Consider the following 20,631-nt stretch of genomic DNA (forward strand, 5'->3'; position numbering starts at 1 on the left):
TAGGCAAGATAATTTATTTCTGTCAGATATCTGAGGTAGAAGTGTTTCTGAAAATTATTCTTTTTCAGATTCCGTTGAAGGCTTTTCCTGATTGCCTTCTTTGTGGTTTTCTTTAAAAGTCTCGTACCATTTTTCAATTGATGGATAGACAAAAGCCGCTACTTTTTTAATCGGGTTATAAAAAATAGATTGGTCTAAAGTTTCTTTTTTTGCAAAAGTGTTGTTGAAGTTTACTTTTTCAAAAAGAGCGATAACGATACTTACGATAAGAATGGTTTTTAGAATTCTAAAAAAACCACCACCCAACTTATTGACTAATCCCAGTTGAGCAAAATCAGCAATTCCGGTTAAGAATTTGGCCAACAAATAAACACCTACCACTACTAAAATGAAAGTCAGAATAAAAGCGGTAACTTGAATATTAGTGGGATTCCAGCTTACATGTTTGGCAATCATATCTCTCATTAAAGAAGAGAATTTCATAGCTAAATAAATTCCCAACAATAAAGAAATGAAAGAAGCAATTTCTACAAAAAGTCCATTTTTAATACCCTTGTATAAACTAAAAGCCAAAAGGGCTCCCAAAATAATATCTAAAAAACTCATATTCGTGTTTGTGATTAATGAAGGCGCAAATATAAAAGAATAATGGAGGTATTGTGAAGGTTTTTTTTAAAGTGAAAGGTTAGAGGTGAAGAGTAGAATTTGTATAATCAAAAATCTGCAATCTAAATTCTACAATCTAAATTCTACAATCTAAAATCTACAATCTAAAATCTGCAATCTAAAATCTACAATCAAAATTCTACAATCAAAATTCTACAATCTAAAATCAAAATTCTACAATCTGAAGTCTACAATCTACCTATCTTTGCATTTCTAGTTTTAGAGTTCAGATGGTGGAGTTTAGATTTAAAAATCTTACGTTTAGCAAAAATCTGAAGTTTAAGATCTAAAATCATAAATATATATGTCTAGAGATACACAATTAAAAGAGCGTTGGGAGAAGCTCGTCGATATACTTTCAAATCAATTTTCGCAAGGCGAAGATTTGGATTTAGATTCCATTATTTATCTAATCGGAGTTCAGGAACTTGGAAAAGTACACCGTGAATTCAAGAAAGATGAAAAATTAAATTTAATGCATATTGCCATTTGCAGATTATTGGAGCCTTATGGTTTCTATGAATTTGAATTTTTTGATGATGAAGGCTGGCCTCATTACCGCGTGAAAGAAGAATTACCGTCACTAAAGGCGGGCGAACAATCGGTTTTAATGAAAGAAGCGATTGTAAATTACTTTTTAGAAAGAAAACTTATTGAATAGTTTTTAGCCGCAGTCACAGTTTTCCGCTAATTGTATTCTTAAAACTGTGATTGTTACTGTTAACTTTCAACTAAAATGACTAAATTTGTTCCCTCAATTATAGAATGGAAATGATAGATAAGATAAAAGAGTATATCGGCGAAGCAGAAGCCTTTTCGACAGAAAACGCTGCAGAGCTGGAAGCATTCCGTATTAAATTCTTAGGAAAAAAGGGAGTTTTAAACGACTTTTTTGCTGAATTTAAAAACGTGCCAAACGACCAAAAGAAAGAATTCGGACAAGTTATTAATGGATTAAAAACAGCTGCTGAAGATAAAGTAAAAGCAATTGTGGAATCATTAGAAAGCAAAGAAGAAGCTAAAGGTGTTTTTGGTGATTTAACGCGTGCGGCAGAACCGGTGATTATTGGTTCACGTCACCCGATTTCGATTGTTAAAAATCAGATTATTGATATTTTTGCGAATATAGGTTTTAACGTTTCTGAAGGTCCGGAAATCGAAGATGACTGGCATAACTTTACGGCTTTAAACCTGCCGGAATACCATCCGGCACGTGATATGCAGGATACCTTTTTCATTCAGACTAATCCTGATGTGTTGTTGCGTACCCATACGTCATCTGTTCAGGTGCGTTATATGGAAAATCATAAACCGCCAATCCGTACGATTTCTCCGGGGCGTGTTTTCCGTAATGAAGCAATTTCATCACGTTCACACTGTATTTTTCACCAGGTGGAAGGATTGTATATTGACAAAAACGTTTCTTTTGCGGACCTAAAACAAACCTTATTGTATTTCACAAAAGAGATGTTCGGAAAGTCAAAAATTCGTTTGCGTCCGTCGTACTTCCCATTTACAGAACCTAGTGCCGAGATCGATATCTATTGGGGTTTAAAAACCGAAACAGATTATCGTATCACCAAAGGAACCGGTTGGTTGGAAATTGGAGGATGTGGAATGGTGGACCCTAATGTTCTTAAAAACTGTGACATCAATCCTGATGAATACAACGGTTTTGCATTCGGAATGGGAGTAGAGCGTATTGCCATGTTGTTGTATCAAATTGGTGATATCCGTATGTTCTATGAGAATGATGTTCGTTTCTTAGAGCAATTTAAATCAAACATATAATTAAAAATTGTAGGTTTTAGATGCAGCTTAATTTTTGTAATTCTAAAATCTTTAATTAAAAATACAATAAACCTTTGTCAGAGTTTTGCGCTTTGACAAAGGTTTTAAAGCTTTTAATAAAAATGAAAAAAGATATAACAATCCCGGAAGTAGAAAACGTATTTCTTGCTGCCGTTCAGGAATGGAGCGATGATTTTATGGAAAAAGTCTGGTACGCTTATTTGGTAAACGACAGTGACTTTAATCTGGATAGTGTTATGGTAGTTTCCAAAGCATTTGGAACTATCGAAGGTGAAATGAAAAAGACCTCAGTTTTGCGCCACGCTTTTGTTGAGGTTCCCGCTGTTTCTGTAGTGAAAATCGAAATGATTGAAAAAAGCCTTTTGGTTTTAAACAACGAATTCATGGTGACTTTCTTTATCGGAAACACATTATACGATAAGAAATTCATTTTCAAATCCAATCTGATCAATGAAAACGATACGGAAGAAGTGCCGATTTTATTTGTTGAAGGGGTTATGGTGAAGTAGGGTTTTTAGTCTTCGGTCTCAGTCTTCAGTCCCAGTCCCAATTTTCAGGGAAGAATATATAAAAAAAGAGTCAGGAATAAGCATTATTTCTGACTCTTTTTTTTATGCGACTGCGACTGCGACTGCGACTGAAACTTAATCCAAAGACTCCGTTAGTTTCTTAAAAACCGACTTAGCATCTTTTCCTTCGTATAATACGGCATAAACAGCGTCTATAATTGGTGTTTTAGCACCGTAACCCTGATTTAGTTTGTAAGCACTTTTGGTGGCGTAATAACCTTCTGCTACCATGCTCATTTCCATCATGGCACTTTTTACCGTGTATCCTTTTCCGATCATATTTCCGAACATTCTGTTTCTGGAGAAAACAGAGTATCCTGTAACTAATAAATCTCCTAAATAGGCAGAGTCATTGATGTTACGTTTCATTTTGTGTACTTTTCGAATGAATTTTTTCATTTCGCGGATTCCGTTACTCATCATAACCGATTGAAAGTTATCACCGTAACCAAGACCGTGTGCTATTCCGGCAGCAATAGCGTAAATGTTTTTAAGCATTGCAGCATATTCCGTTCCGATAATGTCGTCTGAGATTTTGGCTTTGATATAGTTTCCGGAAAGATATGTAGCCACGTTTTTAGCTTTGTCCGGGTCTCCACAGGCAATAGTTAAGTACGAAAGTCTTTCTAATGCTACTTCTTCAGCATGACAAGGACCGGTAATAACACCGATATTGTAATAAGGAATGTCGTATTGAATGTGGAAATGTTCTCCAACAATTAAACTGGTTTCCGGAACAATACCTTTAATAGCAGAAAAAATGATTTTATCAGCCAGAGAAACGGTAAGATTTTTAAGTTCCGCATCCAAGAAAGCAGATGGAATTGCAAAAATTATATAATCTGCATAAGCAACCGCTTCATTTATATTATTGGTTAATTTAAGTTTTTGGGTGTCAAATTCAACCGAACTTAAATAATTTGGATTGTGTTTGTATTTTTGAATGTGCTCTATAGCAGCATCATTACGCATGTACCACGAAATTTCAGAAAGATTTACGCAAAGCATCTTCACAATTGCTGTAGCCCAACTTCCTCCTCCAATTACGGCAAACTTTAAATTTTCGCTCATTATTTTAATAATTTAAAGCAAAAGTACTTAATAAAGTAGTAATAATACAAAATCTGATTTAAGAAATTTAAAGTGACGCTTGTAAGCACAATGGTTTTCAGGTAGTTTGGAATAATTCTAAAAATATTTTAACAGTCAGACAATAAAATTGTAATCCGTACGTTGTAAGTATTTATAAATTAGAATTTTAATGAGTTTAGCACAAATTGAGTTAGTTAGTTTTGTTTTAGTATTTTGAAAAGGCGTTCCTAAATTACTTAAGAACGCCTTTTTTTGTTTGTAGTATTTAGTGTCAGTTCTCAGACTCAGTCTCAAACTGCAATTCAATTTTACTGATTACTGCGACTGAAAACCGCAAACTAATAACTCATCTCCACAATAGATTTAACCTTCTCCAGCGTGATCAATTGTTTTTCACCTAAACCTTTCCAGCCTCTTTCATTAAAACGGTTTACAATGAAATCAGCGGTTTTATCATAATCGTTGGTGTATTGGGATAGTTTGGTATCCATTCCCATAGTATGAAAGAACGCTACCGTATGATTAATCGCTTCTTTAGCGACTTCGTCATCAGTACCGCTTAAGTTAAAAATACGTCTTCCGTATTGTGCCAGTTTTTCTTTTTTGGTGTCAAACATTACATGGTACAGACTTGGACCAATAATCGCTAAAGTTCTGGCATGATCGATACCATATAAAGCGGTTAATTCGTGACCAATCATATGCGTAGCCCAATCAGAAGGAACTCCCTTTTGAATCAAGCCGTTTAAAGCCATGGTACAGCTCCACATAAAGTTGGAAGCCAAAGCATAATCGGTTGGATTTTCTACCACTTTTGGACCAACTTCAATTAAAGTCTGCAAAATTCCCTCTGCAATTCGGTCTTGCAAATAACCTTCGTGTGGGTAGGTCAGGTATTGCTCCATAACGTGAGTGTAAGCATCTACCACACCGTTTTGCAATTGTCTTTTTGGTAAAGAAGCAATAACAGTCGGATCACAAATAGAAAATTTCGGGAATAAAGCACTTCCGCCAAAAGCCAGTTTCTCCTGTGTGGATTGAATCGTTACTACTGCTCCTGAATTCATTTCGCTTCCCGTTGCCGGTAAAGTTAGAACGGTTCCAAATGGTACCGCGTTTTCTTTTATTAAAAGGCGTTTTTGCAAAATATCAATCGGATTTCCGTCGAAGTTCACTGCAGCCGAAATAAATTTTACCCCGTCAATCACAGAACCGCCCCCAACAGCAAGTATGAAATCTATTTTCTCCGCTTTAATAACGTCAACCGCTTTCATTAAAGTTTCAAAATGTGGATTGGGTTCTATTCCGCCAAATTCTACGATTTGAAAACCTTTTAAATTCTGGAGTACCTGTTCGTGAATTCCGTTTTTAAAGATACTTCCCCCTCCGTAAGCCAAAAGGATTTTAGCGTCTTTTGGAACTAAGGTTGAAAGTTTTTCTATTTGTCCTTTTCCGAAGATCAAATTCGTCGGATTGTATAATTCAAAGTTTAACATAGTGTTTTTTTTTAAAGGTACTGAGGTGCTAAGTTGCTGAGTTGCTAAGTTTTTTTTAATGTAAATTTTAGCTAATCAGATTCTTAGCGTGTTTTTTTGCTTTTCAGTATTGTGTTGTTTTAATAATTTTCGGATCGTTAATTTAGAGAGGCAAGTGTCTAAGTTTTTAAAAAGACTAAATCTTAGAGACTTAGCCACTCAGAACCTTAGTACCTCTTCCTTACTTCTTAACGTTTAATTGTTGCAATAATTTCCCGGCTACTAATTTTAATAATTTCGGGTTATTAATTTAGAGGAAGCAAATGTTTAAGTTTTTTAAGATAAGAATCTCAGCAACTTAGCCACTCAGACTCTTAGCCTCTTTTCTTATTTCTCAGGGTTTAGTTATTTTGGTATTAAGTGTCTAAGTTTTTAAAAAGGCTAAATCTTAGAATCTTAGCCACTCAGAACCTTAGTACCTCTTCCTACTTCTTAACGTTTAATTGTTCTAATAATTTTCCGGCTACCAATTTAGACGAAGCGGGATTTTGACCTGTAATCAAAAGACCGTCTTCTACTGCATACGGTTGCCAGTTTCCTGCTTTCGAAAATTTTGCTCCGTTTTGTGTTAAAGCATCTTCCAATAGAAAAGGAACTACTTTCGACAGACCAACTGCAGCTTCTTCTTCATTGGTAAAACCCGTTACTTTTTTATCTTTTACCAGATATTGCCCTTTTACTTTTACGTTTTTCAAAACGGCCGGAGCATGACAAACAAAAGCGACTGGTTTTTTATGCGTATAAAAAGACTCGATTAAAGCAATAGAACTTTTGTCCTCCACCAAATCCCACAGTGGACCATGACCTCCCGGATAAAATACGGCATCGTAATCTGCCTGATTTATTGTGGAAAGCTTATGTGTCTTTTTTAATTTTTCCTGTAAAACCTTATCAGCGTCAAATCTCTTGGTGTCTTCTGTTGCCGAAGCCGGATCTGCACTTTTCGGATCAATTGGGGGTTGGCCTCCAAGAGGAGAAGCAATTGTAATTTCAATACCCTTGTCCAGTAATTCATAATAAGGCGCCGCAAATTCTTCTGACCAGAATCCGGTTTTTTCTCCGGTGTTTCCTAGTTTATCATTGCTGGTGACAACAAACAGCACTTTTTTTGTTCCTTTTTTATTTGATTTTTGAGCTGTAACAGAAAGACTGCCAGCCGTGATTGCTATAATCGCGAGTAAAACTATTTTTTTCATAATGTCTGATTTTTAAACAAATTTAGTGCTTTAGTGATATCAGTAAAAATAAAATAAACTATGTTTGTTATAAATATATTTATATCATGGTCAATCTCGAATGGTACAGAACTTTTAAATCGGTCTATAAAAACGGTAGTTTTTCCGTTGCGGCAAGAGAGTTGTTTATGAGTCAGCCCGCAGTAAGTCAGCAGATGTCAATGTTGGAAGCGCATGTGGGTAATAAATTATTCAACAGAAAATCAAAAGGAGTAGAGCCGACCGAATACGCTAAGTTACTTAATAATTTAATTATTGATGCGCTCGATCGTTTAGAAAATGTGGAAAGCGGTTTTAGAGCTAAAGCACAGGATTCTAAAAGATTAGTGTCCGTAGGTATTTCGAAAAATTTGTACAGCAGTTTAGGGAGCATTTTGATTTCTAAGTTTGATTTTATTGATTTTACTTTTGCCGATAATGATTCTCTTTTTGCTCTTGTAGATGCTAAAAAGCTTGATTTTGCTATTGTGACCAAACGTTATGATACGTTTGATACGGTTCAGGAAATTGTAGGTCAGATAAAATTGGTCATGGTGACTTCTGTAAATGAAGAAATCCAGGAGTTTAATCAAAAAGTGCAATCTCAAAATTTTACAGAAATTGAACATTGGCTAAATGAACAGAAATGGTACAGTCACGAAGCAAGGATTCCGCATATAAAAATATTCTGGTTGCATGCTTTCAATAAAAAAAGGCCGTCAATGGTTCCCAATTATATTATTCCGTCAGAATATCAAATGTTGGAAACACTTTCGAGAAACTCCGGTGTTGCTATTACGTGGAGTTGTAATGCCAAACAGTTTATTCAGGACCAAAAGCTACAGTTGTTGTGGGAAAGCGATCGATTGCCTGAAGTAGATGTATTTTTGTTAACTGCTAAAAACAATAATTTAAATTCGCTCTTTGAGATTGTCTCTGCAGAATTGAAGGCAGTTCTACGATAATGATATTTAATTTCTCATTTATACAACTGTCAGGCTGAGCGAAGTCGAAGCCTCACCCTGAGCGAAGTCGAAGGCTGTTTAAGTTATAAAGGGGCTTCGACTTCGCTCAGCCTGACATAGGGGGAAGTGTGGGGCTGGCTTTGTGAGAAACTACTTTTTTTTAATCTCTCGTCGATTACCTAAAATAATTTGTATCTATATTTGTGTAAATTATACGCATTATGTCAGCAAATCAAAATATCCGGGTTGCAGTAGACGCAATTGTTTTTGGCTATCAAAACAATCAATTGTATGTGCTTTTAATCGAGCAAAAGTTTGGATCCAGTGAGTCGTATTGGGCTTTTCCGGGAGGATTAGTGCAAAATGACGAATCTCTGCAAGCTGCGGTTAAAAGAGAATTGAAAGAAGAGACCAATGTTGCTGTAAATTATTTAGAGCAGTTATTTACATTTGGAGATGACGTTCTTCGGGATCCCAGAAACCGGGTGATTTCTGTTGCTTATTTTGCTTTGGTGGATCCTTCCAAGCTAATAATCAAAGCCGATTCTGATGCCGAAAAAGTGCAATGGTGTAAGGTAGAAGAAGTTCCTACATTGGCTTTTGACCACAATCTGATTCTGAAAAAAGCGATCGAAAGAGTAAAAGCAAAACTCACCTACGAACCAATTGGTTTTGATTTACTACCCAATGAGTTTCTGTTTTCGGAACTCGAAAATCTGTATTGTACGATTTTAGAGAAGGAAATTGACCGTAGAAATTTTAGAAAAAAAATCCTGAGCTACGGAATTATAGAAGAAACTGCTAATTTTTCGCCCGTTAAAACAGGAAGACCTGCAAAATTATTTAGGTTTAATACTCATAAATACAATGCTTTAGTGAAAGAAGGGTTTCACTTTGAAATTAAGTTTGCGTAATTTTTACACAAAATAATTGTTCGATAAAATATTAAATGTATATTTGCGTATAATTAACGCAAACTAAAAAATTATGATACTTAACCTAGACCCAAATTTCAGACCGTTTAATGGTCAAAAAGAAATAGAATTTAAAAGTTTTACCTTTTCAGGAGGAGAACCACACATCAAGATTAATCCTGATTTTGATGTTAAAGAAGAAATCACCATTACACATCGTTTAAATTCATTCAATGATTTAGGATTATTGTGTCTTACCGTAGACGCTTTAAGACGAATGGATGTGAAAATCATAAACCTCTTCATTCCGTATTTTCCTGCTGCGAGACAAGATAGAGTGATGATCAAAGGTGAGCCACTGTCTGTAAAAGTGTATGCTGATATTATTAATGCAATGCAATTAGAGAAAGTTTTTGTGTTCGACGCGCATTCTGAAGTTACTCCGGCATTGGTGAACAACTGTGAAATGATTCCGAATCATACCTTTATTCAAACCGTTATTAAAAGTATCGGTAACGACGTAAAACTCATTTCTCCGGACGGAGGAGCTTTAAAGAAAATCTATAAAGTTTCTGAGTTTTTGGGTGGTGTTGAGGTAGTAGAATGCAGCAAAAGCCGTGATGTGAAAACAGGAAGATTGTCTGGTTTTAAAGTGTATGAAGACGATTTACAAGGAAAAGATTGTTTAATTGTAGATGATATTTGTGACGGTGGCGGAACATTTGTTGGTCTTGCCGAAGAATTAAAAAACAAAAACGCCGGAAAATTATACTTAGCAGTCAGCCACGGGATTTTTAATAAAGGTTTTGAAGTTCTAGATTGCTTCGAAAAAATATTCACAACCAATTCTTTTAGAGATTTTGAGGATAAAAGAGTTGAGGTTGTAGATTTAAAAGAATTGATATGAAATATACTATAGATCAATTGATAACAGAAAAAACAGCGAATAAATACCTCTTTTTCTGGGGACATCAGCCGAATAAAGACGGAAGTATTTCTAAAACCTGCTTCAGTCAATGGTGGTTAAGTTCTTTTGAAGTTGATAACATAACGTATAAAACAGCCGAGCACTGGATGATGGCCAAAAAAGCAGAATTGTTTAATGATACTGGCGTTTTAGAAAAAATAATTCGTGCTAATTCTCCGGCTGAAGCAAAGAAATTAGGTAGAGAAGTTAAAAATTATGTGGATACCGTTTGGTTAGAAAACAGATATGAAATTGTTCGACTGGGGAATTTTTATAAGTTCAGTCAGAATAAAGAGTTGAAAGAATTTTTAAGCAACACCAAAGACAGAATTTTGGTAGAAGCAAGTCCCGTTGATCCCATTTGGGGAATCGGAATGGCAGCAGATCATAAAGAAGTTAATAATCCTGAGAAGTGGAAAGGTTTAAATCTTTTAGGTTTTGCTTTGATGGAAGTTAGAGATGAATTGAAATAAGTAGGACTATGGAAACAACACGATTGTATCGTCCGGTAGGATTGAAAGAAATGGAATTAATTGCAGAGACCGGTTATACTGAGTTTCCGCCTAGATTAGATTGGCAGCCTATTTTTTATCCCGTTACGAATCAACAATATGCAGAACAAATTGCCTTTGAGTGGAATACTGTAGATGAGTTCTCCGGTTTTATCGGAATCGTTACAGCCTTTGAAGTAAAGACTGCTTTCTTAGAAAAATATGAAGTTCAAAATGTAGGAGATAAAAGTCATAACGAACTTTGGGTTCCTTCTGAGGATTTAATGGAGTTTAATTCCAATATCTATAATGGGATAGAATTGGTAAATGTTTTTTTTACAGCGCGATCTTTTATAAGTAGTAATGTAGAATTAAAGCATAAATTAGATAGTTTTAGAAAATGATTTTAGAAATCGTTAAAGGAGATATAACAGAAATAGAAGTTGACGCGATTGTTAATGCTGCAAATACATCTCTTCTTGGTGGTGGTGGCGTCGATGGAGCTATTCATAGAAAAGGGGGTAAAGCAATCTTGGACGATTGTATAACTATCAGAAACAGGCAAGGCGGTTGCAGTGTTGGTGATGCAGTTATTACAACTGCCGGAAATTTGCCTTCTAAATTTGTCATTCATACTGTAGGTCCGGTTTGGAATAATGGTGAGAGTAAAGAAGAAGAATTGCTTCAAAGTTGTTATGTTGCTACTTTAAAACTAGCTGTTCAAAAGAATATCAAAACGATTGCTTTCCCTAATATAAGTACCGGAATATATAAGTTTCCAAAAGATTTAGCTGCGAAAATAGCGTACGATTCTATTTGTAAATTTGAACAGAAAGGGTATTTCGAGAAAATTATTTTTGCGTGTTTTGATGATGAAAACTTTAACCTTTATCGCAATTTGATAGCAAAAGACAATGGCAATAAGATTAAATCAGGTTTATTCGGTGTTGCTGTTGGAGATGCTTTGGGTGTTCCCGTCGAATTTGAATCGAGAGATTATTTAAAAGAAAACCCTGTTTTGGATATGACAGGATATGGGACGCATTATCAACCAATCGGAACTTGGAGTGATGACAGTTCGTTGACTTTTTGTTTGGCTGACAGTTTGTGCAGGGGTTATGATTTGTCTGATATAGCCAAAAAATTTGTAAGCTGGTACAGCACCGAATTATGGACACCACATGGGAAGGTATTTGATATTGGAATCGCTACCAGAAGTGCGATTCATAATATTGGAAAAGGTCATTTGCCGGAATTGTGTGGTGGTTTTGAGGAAAAAGATAATGGAAATGGTTCTTTGATGAGGATTTTACCTTTAGTGTTTTATCTTCAACAGGAGAAAGATATTGCCGTTATTTATAAGAAAGTAAAAGAAGTATCGTCAATTACGCACGCACATTTTAGGTCGGTATTTGCCTGTTTTATTTATGTGGTTTATTGTTTGGAGATTCTGAAAGGAAAAAATAAAGTCGATGCATATAAAGAAATGCAGAAAACGATAGCAGCATATTTAAAGGATAAAAAATTTAACGTTTCTGAAATTGACTTGTTTGACAAGGTTTTAAATAATAATATAGCGGAATATCCTGAAAACAGAATTCTTTCTTCGGGTTATGTTGTAGATAGTTTACAGGCTAGTTTATGGTGTTTTTTAAATTCAGAGTCTTATGAAGAAACGGTATTGAAAGCGGTAAACTTAGGAGAAGATACAGATACAACAGGTGCTATAGCTGGAGGTTTGGCCGGCATTTATTATGGAATTGAAAATATTCCCAGAAAGTGGGTAGCTGTTTTGGCAAGAAAGAAAGACATTGATGATTTGTGTGAGCGATTGTCAGTGAAATTAAAAGATGCACAATAAGTTTTGTGTAAGTATATAATGAAAATAGAATTAAAAAAATATAACGAGCAAATTGTAGAATGGCCGGATAAAGGACATCACATTATGGCTCAATACGATGATAAAGAAATAATCGTTTATCAATCGTATCGAAAAGAGATAGGCGAATTTGCTGTGAAAAATCAGTTTTTTGGCGGTGAATTTAGCCTAACAAGGATGACATGGATCAAGCCAAATTTCCTGTGGATGATGTACAGGAATGGCTGGGGAACTAAAGAAGGTCAGGAAATAGTCTTGGCAATTCATCTAAAAATAGAGGCATTTCAAAAATACTTGCAAAATGCAGTTTACTCTTCTTACGATACATCGTTTGAATTAAGCTATGAAGAATGGAAGTCTGAAGTAAAAACATCCTCAGTTCGATTGCAATGGGACCCGGATCACAATCCTTATGGAGAAAAGTTAGAGAGAAGAGCGGTGCAAATTGGTTTAAGAGATGATTTTATAAAGTCTTTTGCTAAAGAAGATATCTTGAAGATTGAAGACATCTCTGAATTTGTAAAAGAGCAATATGAGTTTGTTCAGAATCGGCAGTTAGAAAACTTAGTAGTGCCTTTTGAAAAGCCATTTTTATTTGCTGATGAAGTGTTGAACAGAAAATTGAAAATTTCATAGAAATCATGGATCAGAAAATCATAAAAGGAACAAGCAAGTTTCTGAGTTTTGTTCTCCGACATTCACCGGAAACGATTGATTTAAAATTAGATGAAAATGGCTGGGCAAATGTTGATGAATTGATTCCTCAGTCTAATAAACATAAAGTGCCACTCGATTTTGATTTGCTTCAGGTTGTGGTAGCAACCAATGATAAGAAACGTTTTATTTTCAATGAAGACAAAACAAAAATAAGAGCCAGCCAAGGACATTCTATAAACGTTGAGTTGAATTTGAATGAGGTTGTACCAGAGGGCTTTTTATTTCACGGAACTATAGCAGCCTGTATCGATAGCATTAAAGAAACTGGTTTGCAGAAAATGAGTCGTCAGCACGTACATCTCAGCAAAGACAAAGAGACGGCAATTAAAGTGGGAGGCAGAAGAGGAAAACCAGTCATTTTAACTGTAGATGCCGAAAGAATGCAATTAGAGGGATTCAAATTTTATCTTTCGGAAAACGGTGTTTGGTTAACGGATGAAGTTCCTGCAAGATATATTGAGTTTTAAGAGATGAGAAAGACTTTTGCAATAGGAGATATTCACGGGGGATTAAGGGCACTGACTCAGCTTATTGAAAGAATAAAACCTGCAAAAAATGATTGCTTGATTTTTTTAGGTGATTATGTTGACGGATGGAGTGAATCTGCTCAGGTAATTGATTTTCTTATTGACTTAAGCGGCAAATATGATTGTGTTTTTGTGAAAGGGAACCATGATATTTGGTGTGAAAGTTGGCTGGAATCAGAAGATTTAGATTCGGTTTGGACTAAACATGGTGGGGTAGGAACTATAAAAAGTTATGAGGATTACACCGTAGAACGTAAACATGATCATGTATTGTTTTTTAAGAACATGAAAGACTATTATATTGACGAAGAAAACAGGCTGTTTATTCATGCTGGCTTCTCGTCGATGCACGGGCCAGAGAAAGAACATTATTCCACTAATTATTCGTGGGATCGAACGCTATGGGAAATGGCTCTAACGATGGATAAACGTATTCAGAAAGATTCGCTTTCCTATCCAAAGAGATTATTGCTTTTTAATGAAATTTATATTGGCCATACACCAACTTTAAATTATAATATTGATGTTCCAATGCAAGGCTGTAACGTTTGGAATATTGATACGGGAGCTGGATTTTATGGGAAATTGTCGAGTATTGAAATAAAAACAAAAAACATTTACCAAAGTGATGTTGTTAAGGATTTATATCCAAACGAAAAAGGAAGAAATTAAAGTTATAAATTAAAATAATAAACCATGAACCCATTATTACTAACTGATGGTTACAAAGTAGACCACAGAAGACAATATCCCGATGGAACAACAGTCGTGTATTCTAACTGGACGCCAAGAAAATCAAGAATTGAAGGTATTGAAGAAGTTGTGTTTTTCGGATTGCAATATTTCATTAAAAAATATATTATTCAGGACTTCGAATTGCATTTTTTCAAACAACCCAAAGAAGAAGTGGTTAGAAAATATGCAAGAAGAATCAATAATTACTTAGGCGAAAATTTAGTTGGAACCAAACATATCGAAGATTTACACGATTTAGGATACATTCCGATGGTTTTTAAAGCGTTGCCGGAAGGAGCAAGTGTGCCAATTCGTGTACCAATGTTCACGATGTACAACACGCTTCCGGAGTTTTTCTGGTTGACCAATTATTTCGAAACCTTGCTTTCAGCTGTAGTTTGGTTACCATGTAATTCGGCAACAATTGCTAAAGAGTACCGAAAAGTTTTAGACAAATATGCTCAGGAAACTTCATCAGTTCCCGAATTTGTAGATTGGCAGGCACATGATTTCTCTATGCGTGGAATGGGAGGAATTGAAGCTTCTTTAACATCTTCTGCTGGACATTTATTAAGTTTTACTGGTTCTGATACGATTCCCGCTATTGATTTTATGGAAGAGTACTACAATGCTGATTCAGATAAGGAGTTAATTGCCGGTTCGGTTGCGGCTACAGAACATTCGGTAATGTGTATGGGGACTACGGAAGGGGAGTATGAAACTTTCAAAAGACTAATTTCTGAAGTTTATCCAAAAGGGATTGTTTCAATCGTTTCTGATACTTGGGATTTATGGAAAGTATTAACAGATTATTTACCTCGATTAAAAGAAGAAATAGTTTCAAGAGAGGGCAAAGTGGTGATTCGTCCAGACAGTGGTGATCCGGTAGATATTATCTGTGGAAATCCAAATGGAAAAACAGTACAAGAAAAGAAAGGAGTTATAGAATTGCTTTGGGAGGTGTTCGGCGGCAGTACAAACGATAAAGGCTTTAAAGAATTGGTGCCACAAATTGGTGCAATCTACGGAGACAGTATTACCGTAGCCAGAGCAACTCAAATCTGTGAGCGATTAAAAGTAAAAGGATTTGCGTCTACCAATATTGTTCTTGGAATCGGTTCTTTTACGTATCAATACAATACAAGAGATACTTTTGGTTTTGCAATGAAGGCGACTTACGGAGAAGTAAACGGAGAGGGAAGAGCCATCTTCAAAGATCCAATTACGGATGACGGAACCAAAAAATCGGCCAAAGGATTAATGAAAATTGATTTAGTAGACGGTGTGTATCAGCTAACCGATAATGTTACTTGGGAAGAAGAACGAAAAGGAGAGCTTAAAGAAGTCTTTAGAGACGGAAAACTGTTAATAGATCAATCGCTTGCCGAAATCAGGAATAATGTCAAAAAAGAGCTGACAACAGTATAAAACACAGAAGCCCGAATGTAAATCGCATTCGGGCTTTTTACATATATGATTTTATCGTTATCAGTTATGATTTTCTTTAAAAAATCTTGAAGAGCAATTCTAATTTTATTTTCTATAGGTATTAAATAACTAAAGAGTAATTAAAATCTTTAAAAAAAAATGAAATTGAAATCTCTTATCGTAGTAGTTGCAATTGTTTTTCTTGGTTTTTGCTGCAGTAAAAAGGATACAGAAAAAATAATTGATTGTGTTGAAGAATCTATACTTGTTCATATAACAGACAGTAAGGACGCCACTAACAAAAAGAAAGTTAACTTTACTGTGGATTATAGCGGGACTTATACCTTTAGTTATGTGAAATGGGATTTTGGAGATGGAACGTTTCAGGAGGTTACCGCTAAAACAATTTCGCACATTTACAGTACAGCAGGAACTTTTGCCGTAAAAGGAACTGTTACCATCAAAGACGGGAAGAGAACTTGTACCTCCTCGCCTACAAGAAACGTAATCGTTGAATAATATGGATTACTTCTTGTAAAAATTATTATGATCAATATATTCCCAAACTTTAGGAGGTAAAAGCGGTTGAATGTTTTTGCCTTCCTTAATGTTGTTGCGAATAAAAGTGGACGAAATTTCCACAATCGGCGCATCTATAATATGGATTTTCGGATGTGATTTTAGTTCTATATTTTCCTCTTCAGCTGATATGCGCGGATAAACATAAATGTCATAATTGGCCAGTAGTACTTCATAGTTTTTCCATTTATGAAGTGTTTTTAAGTTGTCCTCACCCATAATCAAAGAAAATTCATGGTTGGGATACTTTTCATGTAAATGCACCAAGGTATTAACCGTATAACTAGGCTGAGGGAGTTTAAACTCAATATCAGAAGGTTTAATTTTCGGAAAATCTTCGGTAGCCAGATAAACCATTTCTAAACGCTGCTGATCGTCCAGTAATGTCGATTTCTTTTTTAACGGATTGTGAGGTGTCACCACCATCCAAATCTGATCTAAATCAGCAAACTCCGCCATGTGATTGGCAATGATCAGATGACCAACATGAATAGGGTTATAAGTTCCGAAATAAAGGCCTATTTTCATAAATAGTTTGTTTCACAGAGATTCGCAAAATTTTCACAAAGATTCACAAAGCAATTTATAAATTTTTTGTGAAGCTCTTTTTTGCTTTGTGAATCTTTGTGTAATAATTATTTGTTTACAAAATCTTTAACCAATTGATGCGCTTCTTCTAAAGCTACTGGTAAATCATAGTTTTTGATAATCACATCAAATTGTGGAGCAGTGGCCAGTTCTACAGATGCTTTTGCGATTCGCATATTGATTTTGTCATCGCTTTCGGTAGAACGTTGTTTTAAGCGGCGTTTTAATTCGTCAACGCTTGGAGGTTTTACAAAAACAGCCAGTGTTTGCTCCGGAAATTTATGTTTGATACGCAATCCGCCTGCAACATCGATGTCGAAAATAACATTTTTACCCAAAGCCCAAATACGTTCGATTTCAGATTTCAAAGTACCGTAAAAATTATCACGGTATACTTCTTCCCATTCCAGGAAATCTTCGGCTTTAATGTGTTTTTTGAATTCTTCTAACGAAATAAAATAATAATCTTTTCCGTTAATTTCTTCTCCACGCGGGTCGCGTGAAGCTGCTGAGATGGAGAATTCTAAATTTAAATCTTCCTTCCCAAGTAAATGTCTAACTATAGTTGTTTTTCCTGATCCTGAAGGTGCCGAAAAAACAATTAACTTTCCTTTATTCATTATATATGCTTTAGGCTTTAGGCAGTACGCTTTAAGCTTTTTATTGATGTCATTATTTGCCTATGGCTTAAAGCTTAAGGCATAAAGCACAGGGCTTTTACAAAACATTCAAAACCTGTTCTTTAATCTTCTCCAGTTCGTCTTTCATCATCACGACCAGTTTTTGCATTTGAGCGTGATTGGACTTAGATCCCATAGTATTGATTTCACGGCCCATTTCCTGTGTAATAAAGCCTAATTTTCTACCATTGGCTTCTGTGCCTTTTATCGTCTCTAAAAAGTAGTCTAAATGATTCGTCAAACGTACTTTCTCTTCCGTGATGTCTAATTTCTCTAAATAATAGATTAATTCTTGTTCAAAACGGTTTTCATCTACATTTACTTTCAATTCAGAAATAGCCGTTTGTAAACGGTCTTTTATGGCCTGAACACGTTCCGGATCAAGAGCCAATGCATCATTCATGTATTGACGAATGTTTCCGATTCTGAGATTGAATTCTTTTTCAAGAGATTCACCCTCATCTCTTCTGAAATTTAAGATGTTCTGAAGTGCATCTTCAATGATCACCTGAATCTGCTCCCAATCATTTTCGTCAATTTCCTCACGCTCCGTTTTTAAAGTGTCCGGCATACGAATAGCCATTTTCATTAATTCCGTTTCATCAGCATCAGGGTAAACTTCTTGTAGTTGGGCGATATAGTTTCTAACAACAGGAACATTTACTTTAGTCGAAGTTTGTTCCGCAGTACTTTCGATGTAAATTGCGAAATCAATTTTTCCTCTTTCAAGTTTAGTAGAAATAAAAGTTCGTAAGCCTAACTCCATTTCGCGGTAAAGCGAGGGCATTCTTACGTTTAAATCTAAACCTTTACTGTTTAAGGATTTTACTTCGACGGTAATTTTTTTTGTAGGCAATTGCAAAGAAGCTTTGCCAAACCCTGTCATAGATTGTATCATATAATTGAGTGTAAAGGCGCAAAGATAATTAAAAGTTTGCAGTCTTGAGTTGCAAATCGTTAATCTGTTACCTACAACAGATTTTACAATTTTTTACCACGAATTTCACGAATGTGAACGATTCAATGTTAGAAAAGATCGAATTTCACAAATTCCGGGCGGGTTTTATTTGTGAAATTCGTGGGTAATTTTTGTGAAGGTTGTTTTTGACGGGCTTTTATTCCAAAGCTTTCATCACCTGCAAGATATTTTGCTGTGTGTTGCCGACATAAATTTTACCATCTATAATAAAAACCGGGCGGCTTATGAAAGTATAATGCTCGAGGATGTATTTTTTAAAATCGGCTTCGGTCAATGCTTTGTTTTTCAAATCCATCGATTTGTACAACTGTGCTTTTTTACTGAACAAAGCTTCGTAACTCCCCGAAAGCTGATACATTTCTTCTAGTTCTGCTTCGGTTATCGGATTTTGCTTGATGTCGTGAAAAACCAAATTGTTGTCTTTAGGTAGGTTTTTGATGATTTTTCTGCAAGTATCGCAAGAAGCCAGGTAATATATTTTGTTCATGATTTCTAAATTTAATTGAGTACAAAGAAAATTCATTTGAAATATAAAAATGCCTAATTTTATAAAAAAATTACAATTATGAATTCAGTTTTTGAAGTACACAGAACGATAAGAAACGTTCTTTTAAAGGTTTTGGACGGTCATTCGCTAGAACAGTTGAATAAAATTCCGGACGGTTTTAGTAATAATTTGATTTGGAATATGGCGCATTGTGTCGCTACGCAGCAGGTTTTATTGTATAAATTGTCAGGTTTACCAATGAAGGTTTCGGATGAATTTATTGCCAAATACAGAAAAGACACTAAACCCGAAGGTGATGTTTCACAAGCTGAAGTTGATGAGGTGCGAAAATTGCTTCAGGAAACTTTTGATCAGGCTATTTTAGATTTTGAGAATCAGCTTTTCAAAGGATATCAGGAATATACAACAAGTATCGGATTTACGCTTCATAATATAGAGGATGCGTTTAGCTTCAATAACTTTCATGAAGGAATTCACACGGGTGTGATAATGAGCATCAGGAAGTTGGTTTAAGGAATAAGTTTGCAGTTGGTAAACAGATATTTTTGTGAAACATAAAGCTTTTTTTAAACCATATAAGTGATGTAAGTTCATGTTAAGCTAAACTTATATTTTCTTATATAATTTATATGGTTTAAACCTTGTTATTTAGTGCTTCTTCAGTATTCGTAAAAGAAAATAGCCGTCTCTGTTGTGAGACGGCTATTTTTTATTCTATTATAGTTTCGATTGTGACTTTCATGGCACCGGCACCTTTGCTTTTGGTGATTTCCATAAAGGCTCTTTTCGACAAATCGAGTTCTCTGGTTCTAACAAATGGACCGCGATCTGTAACCTTTACAATTACAAATTTTCCGTTGGCTTCATTTGTAACTTTTATTCTAGTTCCGAAGGGAAGTTTTTTATGCGCTGCAGTATAGGCACTGTTACTGAATCGGCTTCCATTGGCTGTCTTTTTTCCGTTAAAACGGTCGGCGTAGTAGGAGGCATGTGCATTTTTCTTGTACGGCTTTAATTTTAAACCTTTGTCAGTAAAAACAGAATCTGTTGGGATTGCAATTATATTCGGTTTAACATTTTTTACAGTATCCTGAATGATTTTAGGTTCTGTAGTGGGTTTCGTTTGACTTATGACATAAGTAAAACAACTTAAAAAAAGTAATGTAAGTGAAGGGATTAAAATGTTTTTTTTAATTCTCATAGTTTATTTTTTTCAGACTTGGGGAGTTTGTACAAATAATATGCCGAGATAAAAAAAGTCCTATTTTTTAGGACTTAATTTTTTTTATTGAAACCAAAGGTTCCATGGTATTCTGCTAAAGATTAGTAATAATCCTAATCCGTAAAAAATAGCAAATGTTTTAAATTTTGATGTGCTATTGATAAGTTTTTTATGTTTTGACCAACCAATAGTTATTAAAGCTATAGCAATAATGTTGATTAGCGGGTGTTCTAATGAAGTTAATCTAAGTTCGGCATTAGACATTTGTCCAAAAGCAGCTTTCCCTAAAGGAGATACAAAATAAAGAATTAGACCGATTAAAAGTTGGGTGTGCGCTCCGATTAAAGCAAATAAAGCAATTTTGCGGTCTTTTGCTGTAAACTCTTTTTTTGAAGTAAGGCCAATAATGGCATTTACAACGGCAATCAATAAAACCAACAATGCCAGATAAGCCCAGCCAGAGTGGAGTTTTTGTATAAAATGGTACATAAAATGTTTTTTTGTTGAAAACAAATATAACAAAAAAGGACTATAAAAAAACGGCATTAAACTAAAAGTCAATGC

25 protein-coding genes are annotated in these 20,631 nt (G+C 35.1%); 15 read left to right on the plus strand and 10 right to left on the minus strand.

What is annotated here, in order from left to right; all coding sequences use genetic code 11:
* Nucleotides 1-54: 54 nt before the first annotated feature.
* Nucleotides 55-606: a CvpA family protein gene (locus tag AB674_RS11245; protein ID WP_047776637.1), complete on the minus strand. Its 552-nt coding sequence runs from the start codon at nt 604-606 to the stop codon at nt 55-57.
* Between the two features lie 364 nt (nt 607-970).
* On the opposite strand from AB674_RS11245, the gene AB674_RS11250 reads away from it, so the two are divergent.
* The 3 genes from AB674_RS11250 (at nt 971) to AB674_RS11260 (ending at nt 2,987) form a co-directional block, all read left to right on the plus strand.
* Nucleotides 971-1,327 carry a hypothetical protein gene (locus AB674_RS11250; protein ID WP_047776641.1) on the plus strand — a complete coding sequence of 119 codons (357 nt, stop codon included), beginning with the start codon at nt 971-973 and terminating at the stop codon, nt 1,325-1,327.
* A gap of 110 nt (nt 1,328-1,437) precedes the next feature.
* A complete protein-coding gene (gene pheS, locus AB674_RS11255) occupies nt 1,438-2,457 on the plus strand; it encodes a phenylalanine--tRNA ligase subunit alpha (protein ID WP_047776842.1) in 1,020 nt (339 codons plus the stop codon).
* Nucleotides 2,458-2,579: 122 nt separating this feature from the next.
* Complete coding sequence (locus AB674_RS11260; RefSeq protein WP_047776642.1) at nt 2,580-2,987, plus strand: hypothetical protein; 408 nt, start codon at nt 2,580-2,582, stop codon at nt 2,985-2,987.
* Nucleotides 2,988-3,122: 135 nt separating this feature from the next.
* On the opposite strand, the gene AB674_RS11265 is transcribed toward AB674_RS11260, so the two are convergent.
* The 3 genes from AB674_RS11265 to AB674_RS11275 all read right to left on the minus strand — a co-directional run bounded on the left by AB674_RS11265 (nt 3,123) and on the right by AB674_RS11275 (nt 6,870).
* A complete protein-coding gene (locus tag AB674_RS11265) occupies nt 3,123-4,118 on the minus strand; it encodes an NAD(P)H-dependent glycerol-3-phosphate dehydrogenase (protein WP_047776644.1) in 996 nt (331 codons plus the stop codon).
* A 359-nt stretch (nt 4,119-4,477) separates the two neighbouring features.
* A complete protein-coding gene (locus AB674_RS11270; protein ID WP_047776646.1) occupies nt 4,478-5,635 on the minus strand; it encodes an iron-containing alcohol dehydrogenase in 1,158 nt (385 codons plus the stop codon).
* A 464-nt stretch (nt 5,636-6,099) separates the two neighbouring features.
* Nucleotides 6,100-6,870, minus strand: coding sequence for a type 1 glutamine amidotransferase domain-containing protein (locus AB674_RS11275; protein ID WP_082210626.1), 771 nt, complete (start codon nt 6,868-6,870; stop codon nt 6,100-6,102).
* 86 nt (nt 6,871-6,956) lie between these two features.
* Here AB674_RS11275 and AB674_RS11280 point away from each other — a divergent pair, with 86 nt between their 5' ends.
* From AB674_RS11280 to AB674_RS11330, 11 genes are all read left to right on the plus strand, one after another.
* The gene (locus AB674_RS11280) at nt 6,957-7,853 is read left to right on the plus strand and encodes a LysR family transcriptional regulator (RefSeq protein ID WP_047776648.1); all 897 of its coding nucleotides are present in this window, start codon (nt 6,957-6,959) and stop codon (nt 7,851-7,853) included.
* Between the two features lie 221 nt (nt 7,854-8,074).
* Nucleotides 8,075-8,767: an NUDIX hydrolase gene (locus AB674_RS11285; protein ID WP_047776650.1), complete on the plus strand. Its 693-nt coding sequence runs from the start codon at nt 8,075-8,077 to the stop codon at nt 8,765-8,767.
* Nucleotides 8,768-8,840: 73 nt separating this feature from the next.
* Nucleotides 8,841-9,674 (plus strand): ribose-phosphate diphosphokinase, encoded by an 834-nt coding sequence (gene prs, locus AB674_RS11290; protein ID WP_047776653.1) that lies wholly within the window; start codon nt 8,841-8,843, stop codon nt 9,672-9,674.
* The gene (locus AB674_RS11295) at nt 9,671-10,207 is read left to right on the plus strand and encodes an NADAR family protein (RefSeq protein WP_047776655.1); all 537 of its coding nucleotides are present in this window, start codon (nt 9,671-9,673) and stop codon (nt 10,205-10,207) included. Before prs ends, AB674_RS11295 begins: the two co-directional genes overlap by 4 nt.
* Before the next feature lie 8 nt (nt 10,208-10,215).
* Complete coding sequence (locus AB674_RS11300) at nt 10,216-10,629, plus strand: hypothetical protein (RefSeq protein WP_047776656.1); 414 nt, start codon at nt 10,216-10,218, stop codon at nt 10,627-10,629.
* Complete coding sequence (locus AB674_RS11305) at nt 10,626-12,086, plus strand: O-acetyl-ADP-ribose deacetylase (protein ID WP_082210627.1); 1,461 nt, start codon at nt 10,626-10,628, stop codon at nt 12,084-12,086. Before AB674_RS11300 ends, AB674_RS11305 begins: the two co-directional genes overlap by 4 nt.
* Nucleotides 12,087-12,104: 18 nt before the next feature.
* A complete protein-coding gene (locus tag AB674_RS11310) occupies nt 12,105-12,740 on the plus strand; it encodes a DUF4291 domain-containing protein (RefSeq protein WP_047776658.1) in 636 nt (211 codons plus the stop codon).
* A gap of 5 nt (nt 12,741-12,745) precedes the next feature.
* Entirely contained in the window at nt 12,746-13,288 is a 543-nt protein-coding gene (locus AB674_RS11315; RefSeq protein WP_047776660.1) for an RNA 2'-phosphotransferase, read from the plus strand.
* Nucleotides 13,289-13,291: 3 nt separating this feature from the next.
* The gene (locus AB674_RS11320) at nt 13,292-14,020 is read left to right on the plus strand and encodes a metallophosphoesterase family protein (RefSeq protein WP_047776661.1); all 729 of its coding nucleotides are present in this window, start codon (nt 13,292-13,294) and stop codon (nt 14,018-14,020) included.
* A gap of 24 nt (nt 14,021-14,044) precedes the next feature.
* Nucleotides 14,045-15,511: a nicotinate phosphoribosyltransferase gene (locus AB674_RS11325; protein ID WP_047776664.1), complete on the plus strand. Its 1,467-nt coding sequence runs from the start codon at nt 14,045-14,047 to the stop codon at nt 15,509-15,511.
* 159 nt (nt 15,512-15,670) lie between these two features.
* Nucleotides 15,671-16,030, plus strand: a complete 360-nt coding sequence (locus AB674_RS11330; protein ID WP_047776665.1) for a PKD domain-containing protein — start codon at nt 15,671-15,673, stop codon at nt 16,028-16,030.
* Nucleotides 16,031-16,036: 6 nt separating this feature from the next.
* On the opposite strand, the gene nadD is transcribed toward AB674_RS11330, so the two are convergent.
* The 4 genes from nadD to AB674_RS11350 all read right to left on the minus strand — a co-directional run bounded on the left by nadD (nt 16,037) and on the right by AB674_RS11350 (nt 18,824).
* Entirely contained in the window at nt 16,037-16,618 is a 582-nt protein-coding gene (gene nadD / locus AB674_RS11335) for a nicotinate (nicotinamide) nucleotide adenylyltransferase (RefSeq protein ID WP_047776667.1), read from the minus strand.
* Nucleotides 16,619-16,725: 107 nt separating this feature from the next.
* A complete protein-coding gene (gene gmk / locus AB674_RS11340) occupies nt 16,726-17,298 on the minus strand; it encodes a guanylate kinase (RefSeq protein WP_047776669.1) in 573 nt (190 codons plus the stop codon).
* Between the two features lie 97 nt (nt 17,299-17,395).
* A complete protein-coding gene (locus tag AB674_RS11345; RefSeq protein ID WP_047776670.1) occupies nt 17,396-18,256 on the minus strand; it encodes a YicC/YloC family endoribonuclease in 861 nt (286 codons plus the stop codon).
* 217 nt (nt 18,257-18,473) lie between these two features.
* Nucleotides 18,474-18,824, minus strand: a complete 351-nt coding sequence (locus AB674_RS11350) for an arsenate reductase family protein (protein WP_047776671.1) — start codon at nt 18,822-18,824, stop codon at nt 18,474-18,476.
* Nucleotides 18,825-18,902: 78 nt separating this feature from the next.
* Here AB674_RS11350 and AB674_RS11355 point away from each other — a divergent pair, with 78 nt between their 5' ends.
* Nucleotides 18,903-19,358: a DinB family protein gene (locus AB674_RS11355; protein WP_047776673.1), complete on the plus strand. Its 456-nt coding sequence runs from the start codon at nt 18,903-18,905 to the stop codon at nt 19,356-19,358.
* A 196-nt stretch (nt 19,359-19,554) separates the two neighbouring features.
* Here the strand turns inward: AB674_RS11355 and AB674_RS11360 are convergent, their stop codons facing one another.
* Nucleotides 19,555-20,046 (minus strand): septal ring lytic transglycosylase RlpA family protein, encoded by a 492-nt coding sequence (locus tag AB674_RS11360; protein ID WP_047776674.1) that lies wholly within the window; start codon nt 20,044-20,046, stop codon nt 19,555-19,557.
* A gap of 84 nt (nt 20,047-20,130) precedes the next feature.
* Nucleotides 20,131-20,556, minus strand: coding sequence for a hypothetical protein (locus AB674_RS11365; RefSeq protein WP_047776847.1), 426 nt, complete (start codon nt 20,554-20,556; stop codon nt 20,131-20,133).
* Between the last annotated feature and the right edge of the window lie 75 nt (nt 20,557-20,631).

The sequence above is a fragment of the Flavobacterium sp. ABG genome, assembly GCF_001027725.1.
GTDB classification, from domain to species: domain Bacteria; phylum Bacteroidota; class Bacteroidia; order Flavobacteriales; family Flavobacteriaceae; genus Flavobacterium; species Flavobacterium cupriresistens.